The organism is Nocardia sp. NPDC059240 (assembly GCF_042753865.1).
In the GTDB taxonomy this organism is placed as follows: Bacteria; Actinomycetota; Actinomycetes; order Mycobacteriales; family Mycobacteriaceae; genus Nocardia.
In genome coordinates, this window is sequence record NZ_JBHZAC010000001.1 from 1,143,026 (window position 1) to 1,159,713 (window position 16,688).

Consider the following 16,688-nt stretch of genomic DNA (forward strand, 5'->3'; position numbering starts at 1 on the left):
GTGCACGTGGAGGCAGCGCCGGATCGAGCCGACACACCACGCGAGGCGCTGCAGGCTGTAGTCGCCAGTCGACTGCGATTGATGGGCAAGCCCGGGAACACGATTCCGGCTGTTCTCGACCCTCATGCCGTCGAGGAGGCGCGCCAGCTAGCTGCCGTGTTGCACGACGGGGATGGCGATCTGCGGTCTCGGCTGCTGTTGGGCTGGGTGCACTGGTACCGATTTCTAGCGCTCCCCCGAGGACAGGATCAGCCTGATCTAGAGCTGGCGATCGAGATGTTCCTGCCTGTATTCGTCTCCGATGGTGTGATAGCCCAAGAGTTTCCGGCGCGGTTGACGCCTGCGCTGGCTGACGTAGCGGAGCGTGAGGCGCGCGATCGCCTCGACCGGGAATTCGGCTCCCGCGACACTGCAGCCGTTACTACCACCGTCGAACTTTGGCGACGGATCGTGGCCGCCACTCCCCACAGCCACCCCGAGCAGTCTGACCGGTTGTCAACGCTCGGAACAGCTTTGACAAGGCTATTCGTATTGCAGGGGTTGCTGCCTGTTCTCGAGGAGGCAATCGAGGTAGCGCGACGCGCGGTAGCGGTTACTTCCGCAGATCACCCTAAGTGGTCGAAGTATCGGGCCAAGCTCGCGGTCGACCTCGAAACCAGGTATCAGCGGACCGGTCAGATCGCTGACCTCGACGAGGCCACCGAGCTGGCCCGACAAGCCCTTGCCGGCCTACCCACCGCTCACCGTTACCTGCCTGCCGGGCTCTCCAATCTCGCCCACCTTCTCCGGCAGAGATTCGAGCGCAAGGGTGTTGCGACTGACCTGGACGAGGCACTGTTTTTGTACCAGAGAGCTCTCGACTCGATTACCGCCGATGATCCCCGTCGCGCCGAGAAGCTGTCCGATCTCGGCAATGCCCTGCGGGTCCGGTTCGACGCGACGGACGCACTGGCCGATTTGGACCGGGCCGTCGACATCGCTCGACAGGCGGTGGTCATCTCCCGAGCAAGCAAAGGCTACTTACTGGCCAATCTGGCCACTGCCCTCCGGACTCGATTCGACCGGACCGGGTTCGTTGCGGACCTGGACGAAGCCGTCGAAATGGCCCGGCGAGCCGTAACAGTCACTCACCCCGACGATTTGAAACATGCCAGCAGGCAATCCACTCTCGCCAGCAGTCTCTTGACCCGATTCGAGCGAACCGGAGTCGCTGCCGATATCGACGAGGCTGTGAGGGTCGGTCAGGCGGCCGTGGCCCGCACGCCTCATGATCATCCGAATCGGCCTATGTACCTATCCAATCTTGGGATCGCCCTTCGAACACGATTTGAGCGGACCGGTGCTCTGACGGACTTGGACCAGGCCGTTGATGTGTCCCGCCAAGCTGCGACGGCTACCCCGACCGATGACCGTAACCATGCTGGTGTACTTAGCAATCTGGCAATTGCACTATCGACCCGGTTCGATCGATCGGGACTCTCCACAGATCTGGACGAGGCGATCGAAATAGTTCGACGCGCACTCGAAGCCACGCCTACTGGCCATCCTGATCGGGCAGCTCAACTGTCGAGCCTTGGCGGATACCTCCGGACTCGTTTCAGCCAGACGGCGCAAGTGGCAGACCTGAACGAAGCGGTCAGGGCAGGTCGTCAAGCGGTCGCGTGCGTTCCCTCTGACCATCCGGACAGGGCGATCTACCTGTCGAACCTCGGAATCTCATTGCAAGTTCGGTTTCGCAAGACAGACGTCGGCAACGACCTGGATGAAGCGATCGTCGCAATTCGGCAGGCAGTCGACGCTGTCCCTGGCGACCACCCCTACCACGCCATCATGGTGAGCAATCTCGGGACCGCGCTATCGGCCCGTCACGCCGCCACTCACGCGAGGGTCGATCTCGACGAGGCGATCTCGTATTTCCGAGCTGCAGTACAACTTCGAACGGCCAAACCCTCGACTCGAATTCTTACTGCTCAATTGGCCGCAGAAGTCGCTGCAGTCTCACGCCCCGACGTTGTAGCGGAGCTGATGGAGACCGCCGTCCGCCTGCTCCCTGACGTGGCACCGCGGCAGTTGCAGCGGTCCGATCAGCAATACGCCCTAGGCGAGTACCGCGGACTTGCTTCGGACGCGGCCGCGCTAGCGTTGTCCGCCCCGTCCACGCCTGCCAGCCAACGAGCCGGGCTAGCATTGCGGTTGCTCGAGGTGGGGCGAGGAGTGCTGCTCAGCCAAGCCCTCCAGGTCCGCAACGACCTGACGGAGTTGACCGATCGGCACCCTACGTTGGCCCGCGAATTCACTCGACTTCGTAACCTGCTCGACGAGCCTGACATCCCTGTAACTCTGGTCGAAGCAGGCAATCCTGGGCGTGACCGCAACCAACTCGTCGACGACTTCGAGCAGTTGCTCACCACGATCCGAGCCATGGACGGATTCGAATCCTTCGCGGCACCGCCCGCTTACGAACAGCTCCTCGCCCAGGCCGCATTCGGACCGATCGTGGCCTTCAACATCAGCAGGCATCGGTGTGACGCGCTGCTGCTAACCACCAGCGGAATCGACTGTCTACCACTACCTTTGCTGACGTTGGCATCGGCGACAGACAAGGTCAAGGCATTCACGGCAGCTCTCCGAGCTGCTTCCTACGGCACCACGAAAGACGACCGTCAAAGGGCCCAGCAAGAGCTACAGCGTGTCCTGGAATGGCTGTGGGACAGTGCTGCCGGTCCAGTGCTCGATTTCCTTGGCTGTGAACCTAAGTCGGGGCCTCGTGATGTTGGCCAACGCGTTTGGTGGATCCCCGGCGGATTGTTGGGCCTTCTTCCGATCCATGCCGCTGGCTACCACACAGGCGGCTCTGAGTCCCGAACGGTAATGGATCGTGTCGTGTCCTCCTACGCACCAACGATTGCCGCGTTGGCCCACGCCCGCCAACACCCGCCCAAGACCGACACTTCTACCGCGAACCGAGCATTGATCGTGGCAATGCCTACCACGCCCGACGTCCCCGGCCGACTGCGTCACGTTCTCGACGAAGCAAACTTGATCTCGACTCGCTTGCCCGGATCGATCACCTTGACGGAGCCCGACGATTGCTCGACAACCGTGCCGGCCGATATGCCGACCCGAACCAACGTCCTCAACCTTCTCAAGATCTGCTCGATCGCGCACTTTGCCTGTCATGGCACAAGTGACCCCAGCGACCCTTCCCGCAGCCACCTCCTACTCCACGATCACGCCGAATCCCCACTGACTGTTGACACCCTTACCCCCGTACACCTTGCTCACGCCCGATTGGCTTACCTCTCTGCCTGCAACTCCGCCCGAGCCGCCAACACACGGCTCATCGACGAAGCCATTCACCTGACCTCTGCCTTCCAGCTGGCCGGGTATCCCCACGTCATCGGGACGCTGTGGGCCATCAACGATGAGTTCGCTGTGCAGATCGCCAAATCGTTCTACACAGCACTCACCGCGACCGCCGACAACAGTCCGAACGTGGACATCGCGGCTCATGCACTCCACCACGCAGTACGTACTGTTCGCGAGATGGCCCCCAACATCCCATCCCTCTGGGCCGCTCACATCCATGTCGGAGTCTGAACATCGTGCGGGCGCGAACATTCACGCAGCCGAGACACCCCCACCGATGTTGCAAACGGATCCGCAGCGACGATGACCCAGCAGTCGACTCGGCCCGAGCCAACCATCATAAGGAGGGAAAATGTCGACACCAGATGCCGAAAGCACCCCTGGTCAAGACAACTTCGCTGACGGAGCCGAGCCAGCGCCAGAGGCGCCACCGATACGCGACTGGCTGGAATTCGATCCCGTCATGCGAGAGCAGTGGCCCGGCACGAACCTCTTCGACCGTGAGCCCGAATGAGCAGCCAAGGCGCGGACTACGCCGCCTTCATCGCCGCCGAGCTGAAGGCCGAGCAGGATCGCCGCGACAACGCCAACAGCCGCGCCGCAACGATGCTGACCGCTGCCACTGGATTGGTGACAATCGTCGTCTCAGTGTTCACAGTGATCCACGGCAAGGATTTCATCCTTACCGCAAGCGCCAAGGCTGCACTAATTGTGGCGCTGCTAGCGTTGCTCGTCACAGCCGCCTTATCACTGGTCGCCAGTCTCGCGCGAACGTATGAGACAGCCAGCCCGGCAACTCTGCGGCGAATGCTCGATGCTCACTGGACGGATTCCGAGGCCGCGGCACGCAATATCACCGCGTCCTGCAACATCCACACACTCGAAACCCTACGCGCCGGAACCAATTTCAAATACCGAACGATGTGGCTCGCCGGCGGATTCCAACTCATCGCAACCCTAGCCCTCATCGTGTGCGTAGGGATCGCAGTCTGAAACCCTGCAGAATCCGTGAACCCACCCACCCCGGGAACCCAGAGCACCCGTGAACAAACTGATCGAGGCGCGAACCGACTGTGTCAGCGACGAGCTCGCTGCAGGCCCGGATGCTGCCGTACGAACAACGGAAGCAGGACGCTACGAGGGGCGAACTGCGCTATGCGGGTGGCAATTCGGGTGGGCCAGCCAGGGATGACCAAACCACGGTCTCCATCGAGTGCGTCGATTCCCACCTTCGCCACCTCACGAGACGGCATGTACATCATTTTCGGCAACGAGGCTCCATAGACATCCGGGTCGACACCAGCGGACTCGAGGAACTCGGTATTCACCGGCCCTGGGCAGATGCCGGCGATCGTCACGCCTGTACCCGCCAGCTCCGCGCGAACGGCCTCGGTGTAGCTGTTGACGAAAGCCTTCGTCGCCGCGTACCCGGACTGGCCCGGAAACGGATAGAAGCCGTTGCTGGAACCGACATTCAGGATCGCGCCTCGACCGCGCGGCACCATCTGCTGCACCGCGCGGGTGGTCAGATCGATGACGGCTTCGACATTCACCCGGACCTGCGCGATCTCAGCATCGACCCGCGAATGCGCAACAGCGTCAACGGTTCCTATGCCCGCATTGTTGACCAGGATGTCAACGGTCAAGCCGCGGTCTGCGACGGTGTCGAACAGTCGTGCGCGCTGCTCGGCGTCGGCTACATCGCAGGCGATGACCTCGACCCGCACCGTGTCCGACAGTTCTGCGGCGAGCGCCCGCAATCGATCCTCGCGTCGCGCCGCCAGCGTCACGCCGTACCCGCGGTGAGCGAGTTCGCGAGCGATATCGGCACCGATACCCGACGAGGCGCCGGTCACGACCGCCGTGGTGGTCGTTGTGGGCTTCGGAAGAGACATACGTCGAACCCTTCTCACTGAGGGGCAGGAGGCTGCGCGAGTTCACCAATGCCCGCCTCGGCCACCTCTAGCCGGTATTGACGAAATCCTCAGTCACGATGAGGCTCGCTGTCAAGCAATAATGATGAAATTGTCAGAACTCGACACCGGGTGGGTCACGCCTGTTCGCACGCCAGGCCGCGACAAGCTTTCCGATCGCCACGCCGACCTCGACGCGGCACGTCTCACCACCCAGCTGCCCAGAACGACCCCTATGCGCAGCTCCCGCTCGAGGTAGTTGCACAGCCGTGTGATTCCCGTTACCTTCAGATGACGTACTGCTCATGACTGACAGATTCATCACTGCTGGCGTTAGGCGCATGAACGCCTCGGACACAGCTCAACAAGGGACTTCAGGTGTACACAGATCTCAGTGACGAGACGATCGTCGTCACCGGCACTGCCCGCGGAATCGGCCCTAGCGCCACGCGGCAGGGGGCACGATGATGACCACGCCAATCCGCACGACCTCCTCGGTAAATCCGGTTTCGCTGCGCCAGGACGTATCGAGGGACGACGGTTTCGCCTATTGGGCGGGCACCCATGCCGACATCATGACTCGTCTCCCGAACTTGCTGGAATACGTCCAGCGCCACTTCTCGTACGACGACCACGGATACTGGCCGGCAACACGGAGCGTCGGCACGCTCATACCTCCTGATTGGCGACTGGACGGATTCCCCGAGGTCCGACTGAGCAGCACATTGGGTTCACTGAACACCGCATTGCACCTGCGCGAGATCATCTTCGATGAGCAGAACGTCTTCGATCGCGTGCTGGAACAGCTCACAGGACCCGGCGGCGGACGGTGGTGGGCACCCGGCCACGACAACACGGTGCCGCACCGCACCGCCGTGCTGCTGCAACGACGACGCGGTGTGAGCGGCCGCGCGTTCCGTGGCTTCGTCCACGAAATCCTCGGTCCCGCACTGCATTCGGCGGGGGCACTGGATCTGCGGACCTACACGTTCCTGCCTTTCACGAAGTGGATTCATCCCTCGCCCGGCGTCAATCACGACTACGCCACGCACCGCCGGTTTCACGGGTCCCTGACCATCGGCGCGGAGAGCCGCGACCACTTGTTCGAGATCCTGGCATCGCCGCAGGTATCGGCGATTATCGAGAATCAGTCCCGCGTGCTCACCGCGGCGCACGCTTACACGATCGACAGAACCATTTCGGTGATACTCGATCGCCGCATCGTCCCCGCCGATCAACGAGGTTCATGATTCCGCCGTAACGGTCTGCTGCGCTTCGGCTTCGACATCATGGGTGAGTCGGCGTTCGAGTTCGGCGCCTTCGATGTCGAGGTCGGGGACGTAGCGGCCGAACCAGCGTGGGTGGTACCACATTCGGTTGCCGACCAGGGCCATGATGGCGGGAACCAGGGTCAGCCGGACGATGAACGCATCCAGCAGTACGCCGACGGCCAGGGTGAAGGCCAGGGGTTTGACGATCGGATTGTCGACCGTCGCGAAGGCGACGAAGACGCCGAACATGATCAGCGCCGCAGCGGTCACGACACGGGCGGAGTGTGCGACACCGTTCTGCACCGACGTGACCGCGTCCTCGGTGCGGGTGTGCTCCTCCTTGATGCGGGAGACGACGAAGATCTGGTAGTCGCTGGAGAGGCCGAAGATGATGGCGAGGGTGATGATCGGCAGGAAGCTGAGCGTTTCCCCCTTCGTCACATGCAAAAGGCTTGCGCCCCAGCCCCATTGGAAGACAGCGACCTGTGCGCCGAGGGCCGCGAAGACCGACAGGATGAATCCGACGATCGAAGTCAGCGGGACCAGGACGGTGCGGAAGGCGATGGTCAACAGCACCAGCGCCAGACCGACGACCACCGCCAGGAAGACCGGCAGCGCCTCGCCCAGCTTCTTGGACGTATCGATGTTCGCCGCGGTCGTGCCGCCGACCAGATATGTAGCACCGGTTCCGCTGACGATGCTGTCGCGGTCGTCACGCAGCCGGTTCACCAGGTCGGCAGTCGCGGAGTCATCGGGTCCGGTTTTCGGAATCACCTGAATCAGCATCAATCCGTTGTCGGTCCCGGCGGGCTGCACGACGGCGACATCGGGTTCCTGCTGCAGTCGGCCGATCAGCGTCTGTACGGCGTCGGCGGAGTTCGCGTGCGACAGGTCGGTCACCACGAGCAACGGACCGTTGAATCCTTCTCCGAACGAGCCACTGATCACGTTGTACGCCTTGTGCGCGGTGCTCGAATCCGGTTGTGTTGCACCGCTGGGCAACCCGAGTTCCATGCGAGTGGCAGGAACGGCCAGTACAGCCAGGATCGCGACGCCCAGCACAAGCAACGGGATCCGGAATCGGGTGACGAACCGTCCCCATGCATGCCCGCAGGTGCGCTCGGGCTCGTAGGCGGCGATGCGAGCCACTTCCTCGGCCTTACCCGGATTCAGTGGTGGCGAGATGAACTTGGCAACCAGCCCACCGGCGAAGCTCAGCAGCGCGGGCAGCAGGGTCAGCGCGACGAGCATGGCCACCAGCACCGCACCGGCAGCGGTCAGGCCCATCACAGTCAGGAATGGGATGCCCGCGACCGCCAGCCCGCACAGGGCGATGATCACGGTCACCGCCGCGAACACCACAGAACTGCCCGCCGTACCGACCGCGAGCGGAATGGATTCTGCGGCAGGCATTCCCAGCACGATGTGATGCCGATGGCGGGACAGAATGAACAGTGCGTAGTCGATGCCACAGGACAGACCCAGCATCAACGCCAGCGAGGTGGCCGCGGATGGCACGTCGACGAAGGCCGCCACGCCCATGATCCCGCCGACCCCGATTCCCACGCCGACCAAGGCGGTAACGATGGGCAGACCGGCGGCGACCACGGCCCCGAAGGTGACCAGGAGAATCACGAACGCCGCGATGATGCCGAGGATCTCGGGGGTATGCGGGATTTCGGCGGTGAAGCCCGGGTACACCCCGCCAGAGAACTCGACGTCGAGGCCGGCGTCCCGCGCTGAGCCCGCGATGTTGTTCACCTTGTCGAGGGTGTCCTGCGAGACTTCACCCGCCGAGACCGTGAACTGCACACTGCCCAGCGCGGCGTGCTGGTTCGGCGAGACCGCCTTGGCCTGGAACGGGTCCACGACCGCCGCGACCTGTGGCAGGCCCTTGAACGCGGCCATCGCCTGTTCGATCTCACCGGCTGCCTGCTGGTCGGTCACCTTCGTCATGCCGGGCGTGGCGAACACGACCTGCATCTGAGCTCCGCTGAATGCGGGCATCCGTTGTTGCAGCAACGACACCGCATCCTGCGACTCGGTGCCGGGGACTGTGAAGTCGTCGTTGGTCTTCCCGCCGGTTCCGACAGCGAATCCGATCGCGCCGACCAGCAGCACGATCCAGACTGTCAGCACCCACCAACGGCGACGAGCTACGAACTGGCCAAGGGCGAACAAGTACCGAGACATGCGGGTCCTCTCACTGAGATACCAAACGACATATCAGCGACGCGATCGCACAGAGTGCCCGTACGATAGCACTAATATGATGAGATCCTCATAAACGCTGCAATGGTCAGCAACACGTTGCTCACCCGTTCAGCCTGTGCGCGTGGATCGAACACTCGGTGCGAATCGAGGCAAGGCCGCGTAGAGAGCCGACGGGCTCCCGCCGCAGCGCTGCACCGCACCATCGGGGCGAACCATCACCGCGGCCGAGTGGCCACGGCGAAGCCAGCGGTACAGATCCGTTCCGGGTTGCGCGTGGAGCACGACGCCGTGGCGTTCTTCGCACAGCACGTGGTCCTCGGAGGACGGGGCGACGGTGGTGATGATCGCGTATCGACCGGCTATTACCTGGTCGACCCTCCGCCCGTCGGCAAGTCGGCTGTTCGGCACCAACCGACCGGCCAAGTGCCGCAGCAGCGGCGTGATCACCAGTTCCGACCGGTGCAGCGTCGGAGATTCCCCGCTGGTCACCATGCGGGCGAGACCGGGGACCTGCGGCAGCCTCGGCGCGATGAGACCGCGCAGGCGGTTGCCCAGCTCGCCCCCCTCGGTCATCGTCAAGCCGGTGAGCTTGGCCAGCCTGATCATGGCCCGTGCGTGTGGTTTCCGCTCGGTCTCATAGGTGTCGAGCACTGTGGCCGGTAGCTCGCCGCGCAGGACCCCGGCCAACTTCCAGGTGAGGTTCATTGCGTCGCGCAGTCCTGCGCCCATGCCTTGCCCGATGAACGGTGGCGTCAGGTGGGCGGCATCCCCCAGCAGAAACACCCGTCCGCTGCGCCACCGGTCGGCCAGCTGAGCGCGGAACGTGTACTCGGCGACGCGCACCAATTCGAGGTGTTCGAACCCACCGGACTCGATCCACGGTTCGAGCAGCGGCCGCAACCGGGGCAGGTCTCCAAAGTCGTCGGCGGATTCGCCTGGGAGAAGGCGGAATTCCCAGCGGTGGCGGCTTTTTCCGATGCGCATATACGTGGCCGCCCGCGCGGGGTCACAGACCTGGTACACGCCGTCCCAGTGACCCAGGTCGGCCGGCGTCGCAAGGTCGACTACCAGCCAGCGCTGATCGAACCGCAGATCGCGGGTCCGCCCGCCGATGGCGTCACGGACGAGGCTGTTGGCTCCATCGCAGCCCAATACATATGCCGCACGCACGGATTCGGCCCGCCCGGTGTCGCGGTCGTTGAAATCCACTCGCACGCAACCGCTCTCCTCGGTGACCGCCGTGACTTCCGCGCTGCTACGCAGTGTGACGGTCGGGTAGCGGAGAAGGTTGGCGCGCAGGATCGCCTCCAGCTCAGGCTGGTCGAACAGGTTTGCTTCCGGGTGCCCGTTACGACCACCGGCCGGGTCGCGGTCGAATTGCGCCAGTGTCCGGTGATCGGCATCGACGAGCCGCAATCCGAGCGCAGGTCGGGAGACGGCGTCGAATTCATCGCCGACGCCGAGACGCTCGACTATCCGGCGGATTTCGCCGTCCAGATGCACGGCACGTGGCTGCGGATAGACGCCCTCCCAACGCTCCAGCACCAGGGACTCGATCCCGTACTGGGCAAGCAGGGTCGCCGCGGTCAATCCGGATGGGCCCGCACCGACGAGCACAACGGGAATCAACGGGGTATTCACCGGGAGACTCCGGCCAGGACCAGCGTATAGGCGAGTGAGGCGAGGCCGGATCCGACGGCTGGCGCGAACAGTTGGACGCCGTCACCATTGCGCACATGGGATGCGACCGCGCCACCCATCAACAACGTCAGCCCCGTTCCGGCCGCCATTCCGATCGATGGAAAGGCGAGACCGGCCAGAACGCCGCCAGCCGCGACGATCTCGACGGCGCCGATACCCCGGTAGGCCGTCGTGGTGTAGTCGAGGTGTTCGGCGCGCTCACGCATCGGGGCGATCGCAAACAGCTTGGCCGCGCCGAAGGCGAGGAACTCGGCGGTCAGTGCACCGGCGAGCACTGTCGAGACGACTTTCATTACCGCACCTCGACTTTCACCGTGATGGCATAGCGACCGAGGATCGACTCGACCGCCCGGATGTCCGCGGAGCCTTCGACTTCAACCGTCGCGACGACCGCGCCGTCCTCGACTTCGGCCTTGACGGCGTGAATTCCGGCACTGTCGATGAGCGCCTCGAGCAGTTCTCGCCGGGTGGCATCGGCGCGCAGCCCCAGCTTGTAGGGCTTGCCCACATCGGTAACCGGCAGAGCATCGAGGATCGTGACCGTTTTGGGCGCGGCGGCGCGCTCATGCACTCGTTCCGCGGCCCATTCCACCAGCTCGTCTCCGGTGATGTCCGCGCCGGCTGTCACCGCGACGTAGGCGACGGGAACCTCGCCCGAATGCACGTCCGGGCGGCCGACGGCACCGGCGGCGCTGACGTGCGGGTGCGCGAGCAGGGCGTCCTCGATGGTCGCGGGGTCGATATTGTGGCCGCCTCGGATGATGAGATCCTTTGCGCGGCCGTGCAGATAGATGAATCCGTCGTCGTCGACATGAGCGAGATCGCCGGTGTCGAGCCAGCCGTCGATGAGAGTGCCGAGCCCGCTGGTGATGTGGCCGCGGTCGTCACGGCCGGTGACGTATCCGGCGAAAATCGTTGGGCCGCTGATGACGAGAACGCCGGTCTCCCCTGCCGACAGCTGCGCCCACGCCCCGTCTTCGGTGATGCGGACGACCGCGATCTGCTGATAGGGCATGCGCTGCCCGACGGCGCCGGGGCGCGGCATGTCGGGGAAGCTGCGTGCACTGGCGCAGGTCGCCTCGGTGAGCCCGTAGCCCTCGACCAGCGTGACGCCCGTATGCGCCTGGAAACCCTCGCGCACGGCGAGCGGCAGCGGCGACGCGCCGACCATGGCGTAGCGCAGACTGGAGATATCAGCTTCTATCGGACACTGGGCCAGCACGGCGTACACGGTGGGTACCGCGCTCATCGCTGCGATCTTGTAGTGCTCCACGATATTCCAGAACTCCGCGTACAACGCGAAGTCCCGGTATCCGAGCGCCCCTGCCCACACCACCGACTGGCCCCGGTACAGCGGAGCGAGCAACGTGACGACCAGCGCGTTGACATGGAACAGCGGCAGCGCGGCAAAGACCACCGCGTCCTCGTCGAGCAGCGAGTTGGCGGCGATCATCCAGGCATTGGCGACCTCGCTGGAGTGGCGGTGCGCCGCCAGTTTCGGCACACCGGTGGTACCGCCGGTGTGGAACAGTGCCGCCAGGTCCGATCCGGCCGGGGGCGCACCGGCGAAACGCGTGGAATCCTGCTGGCCCGCAAGGTCTTCGAGGTATCCGACCCGGACTCCGGCAATCGAGGGCAGTTCCGGGGGCGGCGCGGAGACCGCGGTCGGCCGCAGCACCAAGAGCGCATCCACGAGTCCTTGGCCTGCCAGGCTACGCGCGGATGCCCAAGTGTCGGCAGCCAGTTCGGGGCCCGCGGTGATCAGGACACGAGCACCCGAGCGACGCAACAGTTCGGCGATGTGACTGCCGGACAGACCACCGTTGATCGGTGCCGCGATGCCCGCCAGTTGGGCGGCGAGGGTGGCGGGGATCAGTTCGGCGCAATTGGGTGCGATGAGCGCGACGGCATCGTGACCGCGGACACCCAACTCGTGCAGCAGGTTCGCATACCGGTGGACATCGGACAGGAGTTCGGTATAGCTGCGCCGCACTGGTTCCCGCCACCGCGAGGCGTCGGGCAACACGGTGATCGCGTTCTTCTCGGGCCACAGTGCCGCTGCACGGGCGAGCAGGGCGTATGTCGTTTCAGGTAGGCCGCGCGCGGCGAGAGGCACCGACTCGATGGCCGCCAAGTCCTCTGGAGCGACGTAGCGTGGCCACAGTAGTTCTTCGGTCGCGGCTTCGAGGGTCGGATTCTCTGTCATCGGGCGTACCTCACGACTGTGCGCTGGCGGCCCAGGTCGATGACGCCGTCACCGGTGCCGATGGCGGCTTCCATGACATCGCCGTCCTTCAGATACTTCGGGTTCTTGGCCTGGCCCTGGAAGAACAGCTTCCACTTGGCCTTCGGCGGCAGCAGTGACCCGATGATCTCCGCGATCTTGGGCGGGGCACTGATCGCAGTGCCGACCGGAGTCCCGGTGAGCAGCAGGTCACCGGCGTCCATCCGCTGGAATCGGGTCAGTTCGCGCAGGGTCTGCACCGGCCGGTAGATCATGTCGGCGACCGTCATGTCCTGGCGCGCTTCGCCATTGACCCACAGCCGCAGCCGCAGATCGGTGAACCGCTTCAGTTCATCGGCGTCCAGCAGCACCAGCGCCGGTCCCACCGGGGTGAAGGTCGGATACGACTTCGCCTCGTAGAACTGGGTTTTCGGCAACTGGACATCGCGCGCGGAGATGTCGTTGGTGACGACCAGACCCGCGATGTAGTCAGCGAGATTCTCCGCGGTGATCTGCGAGCCGACCGGCATCTCACGCCCGAAGACGAGACCGATCTCCACCTCGTAGTCCAGCAATGTCACATGGGCGGGCCGGATGACATCGTCGTACGGGCCGCTGATCGAACCCGACGTCTTGCGGAAGAACGTCAGCGGCACCGTCGCGGGATCCATGCCCGAGTCCTTGACGTGCGAGGCGAAGTTCGTCATCTGCGCCACCACCCGACACGGTGCGCTCACCGGGGAAACTAGCGAAAGAGTCTCCACCGCCGCGACATCTGTGCTCGACACCGCGGCGTCGATCGCCGCCCGGTCGGCCAGAAGTTCGCGGGTGGTCGTCGCCGCGGTGTCGATCCGAGCCGCGCCCGTGGCGTTCTGCACCCACCAGGCGTCAGCGGTACGTAGTACGGAAATGCTCATGAGTTGGCTACTTTCAGCAGGCCGCGCAGGCGGCGGAGATCGAATTCGTTGTCCTCACGCAGCGCTTCGACGATGGCGCGCGCTTCTCGCAATGACTCGGCCCCAGGCGTAAGGCCGAGGAAATCCTTGGTGGCCGGTGGCCCCCACTGCGCCAAGCCCGAGGCAGTCATCGGGGCCCAGCCCGGTTCGAGGGAGCAGTCGAACATGTCGCCGTCGCTGAAGTGCTCGACCATGAAACCGTCGGGATCGCGCCAGTAGTCGAAGATCTGGCTGCCCTGGATGTGGCGTCCGATTCCCCATGAACGGTGGTAGCCGTTCTCGTGCAGGAACTCGCCGCCAGCGGCCAGAGCGTCGAGGTCGGCGACCTGATACGCCGAGTGCACGTATCTGTTGGATGGCCCCAGCGTCAGCGCGAGCGTGTGATGGTCGGCCGGAGTCGAACCCCGGTCACAGCGAATGAAACTCATGACCGGCCCGCGGTCGCGCTGTTTCGGGTAGTAGAGGAAGTCGCTGACGATCAGCCCCAGGTTCTCCAGATACCAGTCGAGGGTTTCCCGGTACTTGGTGGTCTGCACGACAACGTGCCCGAGTCGTTGCACGCGAGCCGGTGCTCGCAGCGGCCGCTGCGTGGCGTTGATACGCAACACCTCGTGTCCGAGATTGAGCACGTGGGGCTGCTGCGGTTGCAAGGCAGGCAATTCATGGGTTTCGGCGACGACCCGAACCTGTAGCCGACTCGGATCGACAAGATCAACGGTCAGCCCACCGAGCGATTCCGGCAGGGGGACCGGTCGCACGCCGGTCGCGTCCGCGAGCCGCAGCAGGTCGGTGCCGTCGACGGCCCGGAAGGCCGGACCCACGAAGCGCGACCGAGCTCCTCGGCGGATCAGCACGCAGGGTGAGCCCGGGTCCGTTCCGCGCAGTTGCAGCTCGTCGGCAGTCCTCATCGCTGTCGTGAAACCGAATGCGTGAGCAAAGTTTTCAGCTCGTTCCAGATCGGGTTTCTCGAACTCCAGCCATGCGAGATCGAGCACCTTCACCACCGGATTGCGTGCTCGGCCGGGATGCTCTCCCGCCACTGCGCCGTGCTCGCTGTGCAGACCGCTGTGCACATCGTGATGGCCGCTCATCGACCACTCCCTTCCAGTTACTGACGATATCGTCACCTACGAGAAGGTAATCAGTCAAGAGATTCTGACAACTTCGTCAGTATTGAGTCAACGCGCTACCATGGCGTGCTAAGAAGTCGGCGAGAGGTGAACAGCGATGACCACGCAGACAGGCCCGGAACCCAACCGCCTGGAGCGACGTAAGGCGCGTACCCGCGCCGCGCTTGTGAGCGCGGCCCAGTCGTTTCTCGCGGAAGGCAAGCTCAACGTCCCGATCCTGGAGATCACCCAGGCCGCCGACGTCGGCATGGGGTCGTTCTACAACCATTTCGAGAGCCGGGAAGAGCTGTTCCACGCCGCGATCGAAGAGGCACTCGACCGTCACGGCGCCCTACTCGACGTGTTGTGCAAGGACATCGACGACCCCGCCCAGATCTTCGCGCAGAGCTTCCGCCTCACCGGCCGCCTACATCGCCTCACCCCCACCCTCAGCAAGGTGTTGCTCAGCGACGGCCTGAACCTCGCCACTTCACCCAAGGGACTCGCCCCACGCGCTCGACGCGATATCGAAGCCGCGATCGACGCCGGCCGATTCCGGGCCCGCGACCCGGAACTGGCGATGACGATCGTGGCAGGAGCGACGCTGTGCCTTGGACGGCTTCTCCACGATCAGCCGGAACGAGATGATGCCGCGGCCACCGACCAGGTCGCCGAGGATCTGCTGCGCATGTTCGGCGTACCACCAGAGGACGCGGAGGAGATCTGCCGCCGCCCGCTGCCTACGCTCGATACACCGTCCCAGGACAGCACCACCGTTTGATCCAAGGGCACGACTCGGCCCGACATCCATCTCCCCCATCCCCTGATCGAGGCATCGAACCCGCGATCAGCACTTCGGCAGAGACGCCACCGTGGCCGCTCATAGCCTTCCAACGGCCCATAGCGGCGATAGAGAGCGAATTCGTTGTACACCAGGGCATTCCGCATCCGGAGGACGCCTCTAACGACAACACGGAAGTTCGCTACGACACCCTCCAGAACCGATGCCGTGGAGCCCGACTCGCGGCCATTTCACGACATTCGGTTCAACATAGGGATCTGAACGTGTCGCGCATGGCTGACATTTTCCTCAGATATGATCTGCGTAACAGACCCGATTAATGGAGGTCCGATGACAGCCGAACCCGTAGTGCGCAACCGCGTCGATCGCCGCCGGGAACGCACCCGCAATGCGCTTCTCGGCGCCGCACGCAAGTTCCTGTCGGAGGGACGCTCCGCGGTGAGCATCCAGGAGATCACCGATGCCGCGGATGTCGGTTTCGGCTCGTTCTACAACCACTTCGACTCCAAGGAACAGCTGTTCGACGAAGCGGTGCGCTCGGTACTGCAGGTCTACAGCGAGATGCGCGACGGCATCGTGGCCATCTACGACGACCCGGCCGAGGTGTTCGCGGTGAGCTTCCGCATGACGGGCCGATTGCAGCGGCAGATCCCGGAGATGGTTCGGGTGATCCTGAATTCGGGCATGTCGATTCTGCTGCGCGATGAGGGCTTGGCCCCACGCGCCCGCCGCGACATTCTCGCCGCGCAGGAAGCGGGCCGGTTCGAGCCCATGGATCCCGACATGGCGGTCATGACTGCGGGCGGAGCCCTGCTCGGACTGCTGCAACTACTGGATGCCAGGCCGGATGCCGACGCTGAAGCCCTTGTCGACCAGATGACCTTTCGCATGCTGCGCATGTTCGGCATGACCAAGCGTGCGGCAGAGAAGCTGTCCTCGGGCCCACTGCCACAGCAGCCGCAACTGTAGATCTCCGAGGGGCTTTCACCCTGGGAGAAATCTGAAACTTGTTGTACGCCAACGGCTGATCCACGACAACACGGAAAGCTTGTCTCGCCTGCCCGAGTGACGTCCAACGCTCTTTGATCTTATCAGCTTGATCGAGGGTACCTTCAGACCTGACGGTTCT

General features: G+C 64.0%; 12 protein-coding genes. 5 read left to right on the forward strand and 7 right to left on the reverse strand.

Annotated elements, in window-relative coordinates; translation table 11 throughout:
• The first annotated feature begins 6 nt into the window (after positions 1–6).
• Positions 7–3,600 (forward strand): CHAT domain-containing protein, encoded by a 3,594-nt coding sequence (locus ACFXHA_RS05370; protein ID WP_379353161.1) that lies wholly within the window; start codon positions 7–9, stop codon positions 3,598–3,600.
• Between the two features lie 279 nt (positions 3,601–3,879).
• Complete coding sequence (locus ACFXHA_RS05375) at positions 3,880–4,362, forward strand: hypothetical protein (RefSeq protein WP_379353163.1); 483 nt, start codon at positions 3,880–3,882, stop codon at positions 4,360–4,362.
• 83 nt (positions 4,363–4,445) lie between these two features.
• On the opposite strand, the gene ACFXHA_RS05380 is transcribed toward ACFXHA_RS05375, so the two are convergent.
• The gene (locus tag ACFXHA_RS05380; protein WP_379353164.1) at positions 4,446–5,264 is read right to left on the reverse strand and encodes an SDR family NAD(P)-dependent oxidoreductase; all 819 of its coding nucleotides are present in this window, start codon (positions 5,262–5,264) and stop codon (positions 4,446–4,448) included.
• A 485-nt stretch (positions 5,265–5,749) separates the two neighbouring features.
• Here ACFXHA_RS05380 and ACFXHA_RS05385 point away from each other — a divergent pair, with 485 nt between their 5' ends.
• Positions 5,750–6,532, forward strand: a complete 783-nt coding sequence (locus ACFXHA_RS05385; RefSeq protein WP_379353166.1) for a hypothetical protein — start codon at positions 5,750–5,752, stop codon at positions 6,530–6,532.
• On the opposite strand, the gene ACFXHA_RS05390 is transcribed toward ACFXHA_RS05385, so the two are convergent.
• The 6 genes from ACFXHA_RS05390 to ACFXHA_RS05415 form a co-directional block, all read right to left on the reverse strand.
• Entirely contained in the window at positions 6,527–8,746 is a 2,220-nt protein-coding gene (locus ACFXHA_RS05390) for an MMPL family transporter (protein WP_379353168.1), read from the reverse strand. The two genes, ACFXHA_RS05385 and ACFXHA_RS05390, sit on opposite strands and share 6 nt — an antisense overlap.
• Before the next feature lie 129 nt (positions 8,747–8,875).
• Positions 8,876–10,408 (reverse strand): bifunctional 3-(3-hydroxy-phenyl)propionate/3-hydroxycinnamic acid hydroxylase, encoded by a 1,533-nt coding sequence (locus tag ACFXHA_RS05395; RefSeq protein ID WP_379353170.1) that lies wholly within the window; start codon positions 10,406–10,408, stop codon positions 8,876–8,878.
• Positions 10,405–10,761, reverse strand: coding sequence for a DoxX family protein (locus ACFXHA_RS05400; protein ID WP_379353171.1), 357 nt, complete (start codon positions 10,759–10,761; stop codon positions 10,405–10,407). The genes ACFXHA_RS05395 and ACFXHA_RS05400 overlap by 4 nt, the downstream gene beginning before the upstream one ends.
• On the reverse strand, positions 10,761–12,674 hold the full coding sequence (locus ACFXHA_RS05405; protein ID WP_379353173.1) for an acyl-CoA synthetase: 1,914 nt from the start codon (positions 12,672–12,674) through the stop codon (positions 10,761–10,763). The genes ACFXHA_RS05400 and ACFXHA_RS05405 overlap by 1 nt, the downstream gene beginning before the upstream one ends.
• Complete coding sequence (locus tag ACFXHA_RS05410) at positions 12,671–13,609, reverse strand: fumarylacetoacetate hydrolase family protein (protein WP_379353175.1); 939 nt, start codon at positions 13,607–13,609, stop codon at positions 12,671–12,673. The genes ACFXHA_RS05405 and ACFXHA_RS05410 overlap by 4 nt, the downstream gene beginning before the upstream one ends.
• Positions 13,606–14,739 (reverse strand): VOC family protein, encoded by a 1,134-nt coding sequence (locus ACFXHA_RS05415; protein ID WP_379353177.1) that lies wholly within the window; start codon positions 14,737–14,739, stop codon positions 13,606–13,608. The genes ACFXHA_RS05410 and ACFXHA_RS05415 overlap by 4 nt, the downstream gene beginning before the upstream one ends.
• A gap of 136 nt (positions 14,740–14,875) precedes the next feature.
• Here ACFXHA_RS05415 and ACFXHA_RS05420 point away from each other — a divergent pair, with 136 nt between their 5' ends.
• Both ACFXHA_RS05420 and ACFXHA_RS05425 read left to right on the forward strand, forming a co-directional pair.
• Positions 14,876–15,538, forward strand: coding sequence for a TetR/AcrR family transcriptional regulator (locus ACFXHA_RS05420; RefSeq protein ID WP_379353179.1), 663 nt, complete (start codon positions 14,876–14,878; stop codon positions 15,536–15,538).
• Positions 15,539–15,889: 351 nt separating this feature from the next.
• A complete protein-coding gene (locus ACFXHA_RS05425; RefSeq protein WP_379353180.1) occupies positions 15,890–16,528 on the forward strand; it encodes a TetR/AcrR family transcriptional regulator in 639 nt (212 codons plus the stop codon).
• The last annotated feature ends 160 nt before the right edge of the window (positions 16,529–16,688 follow it).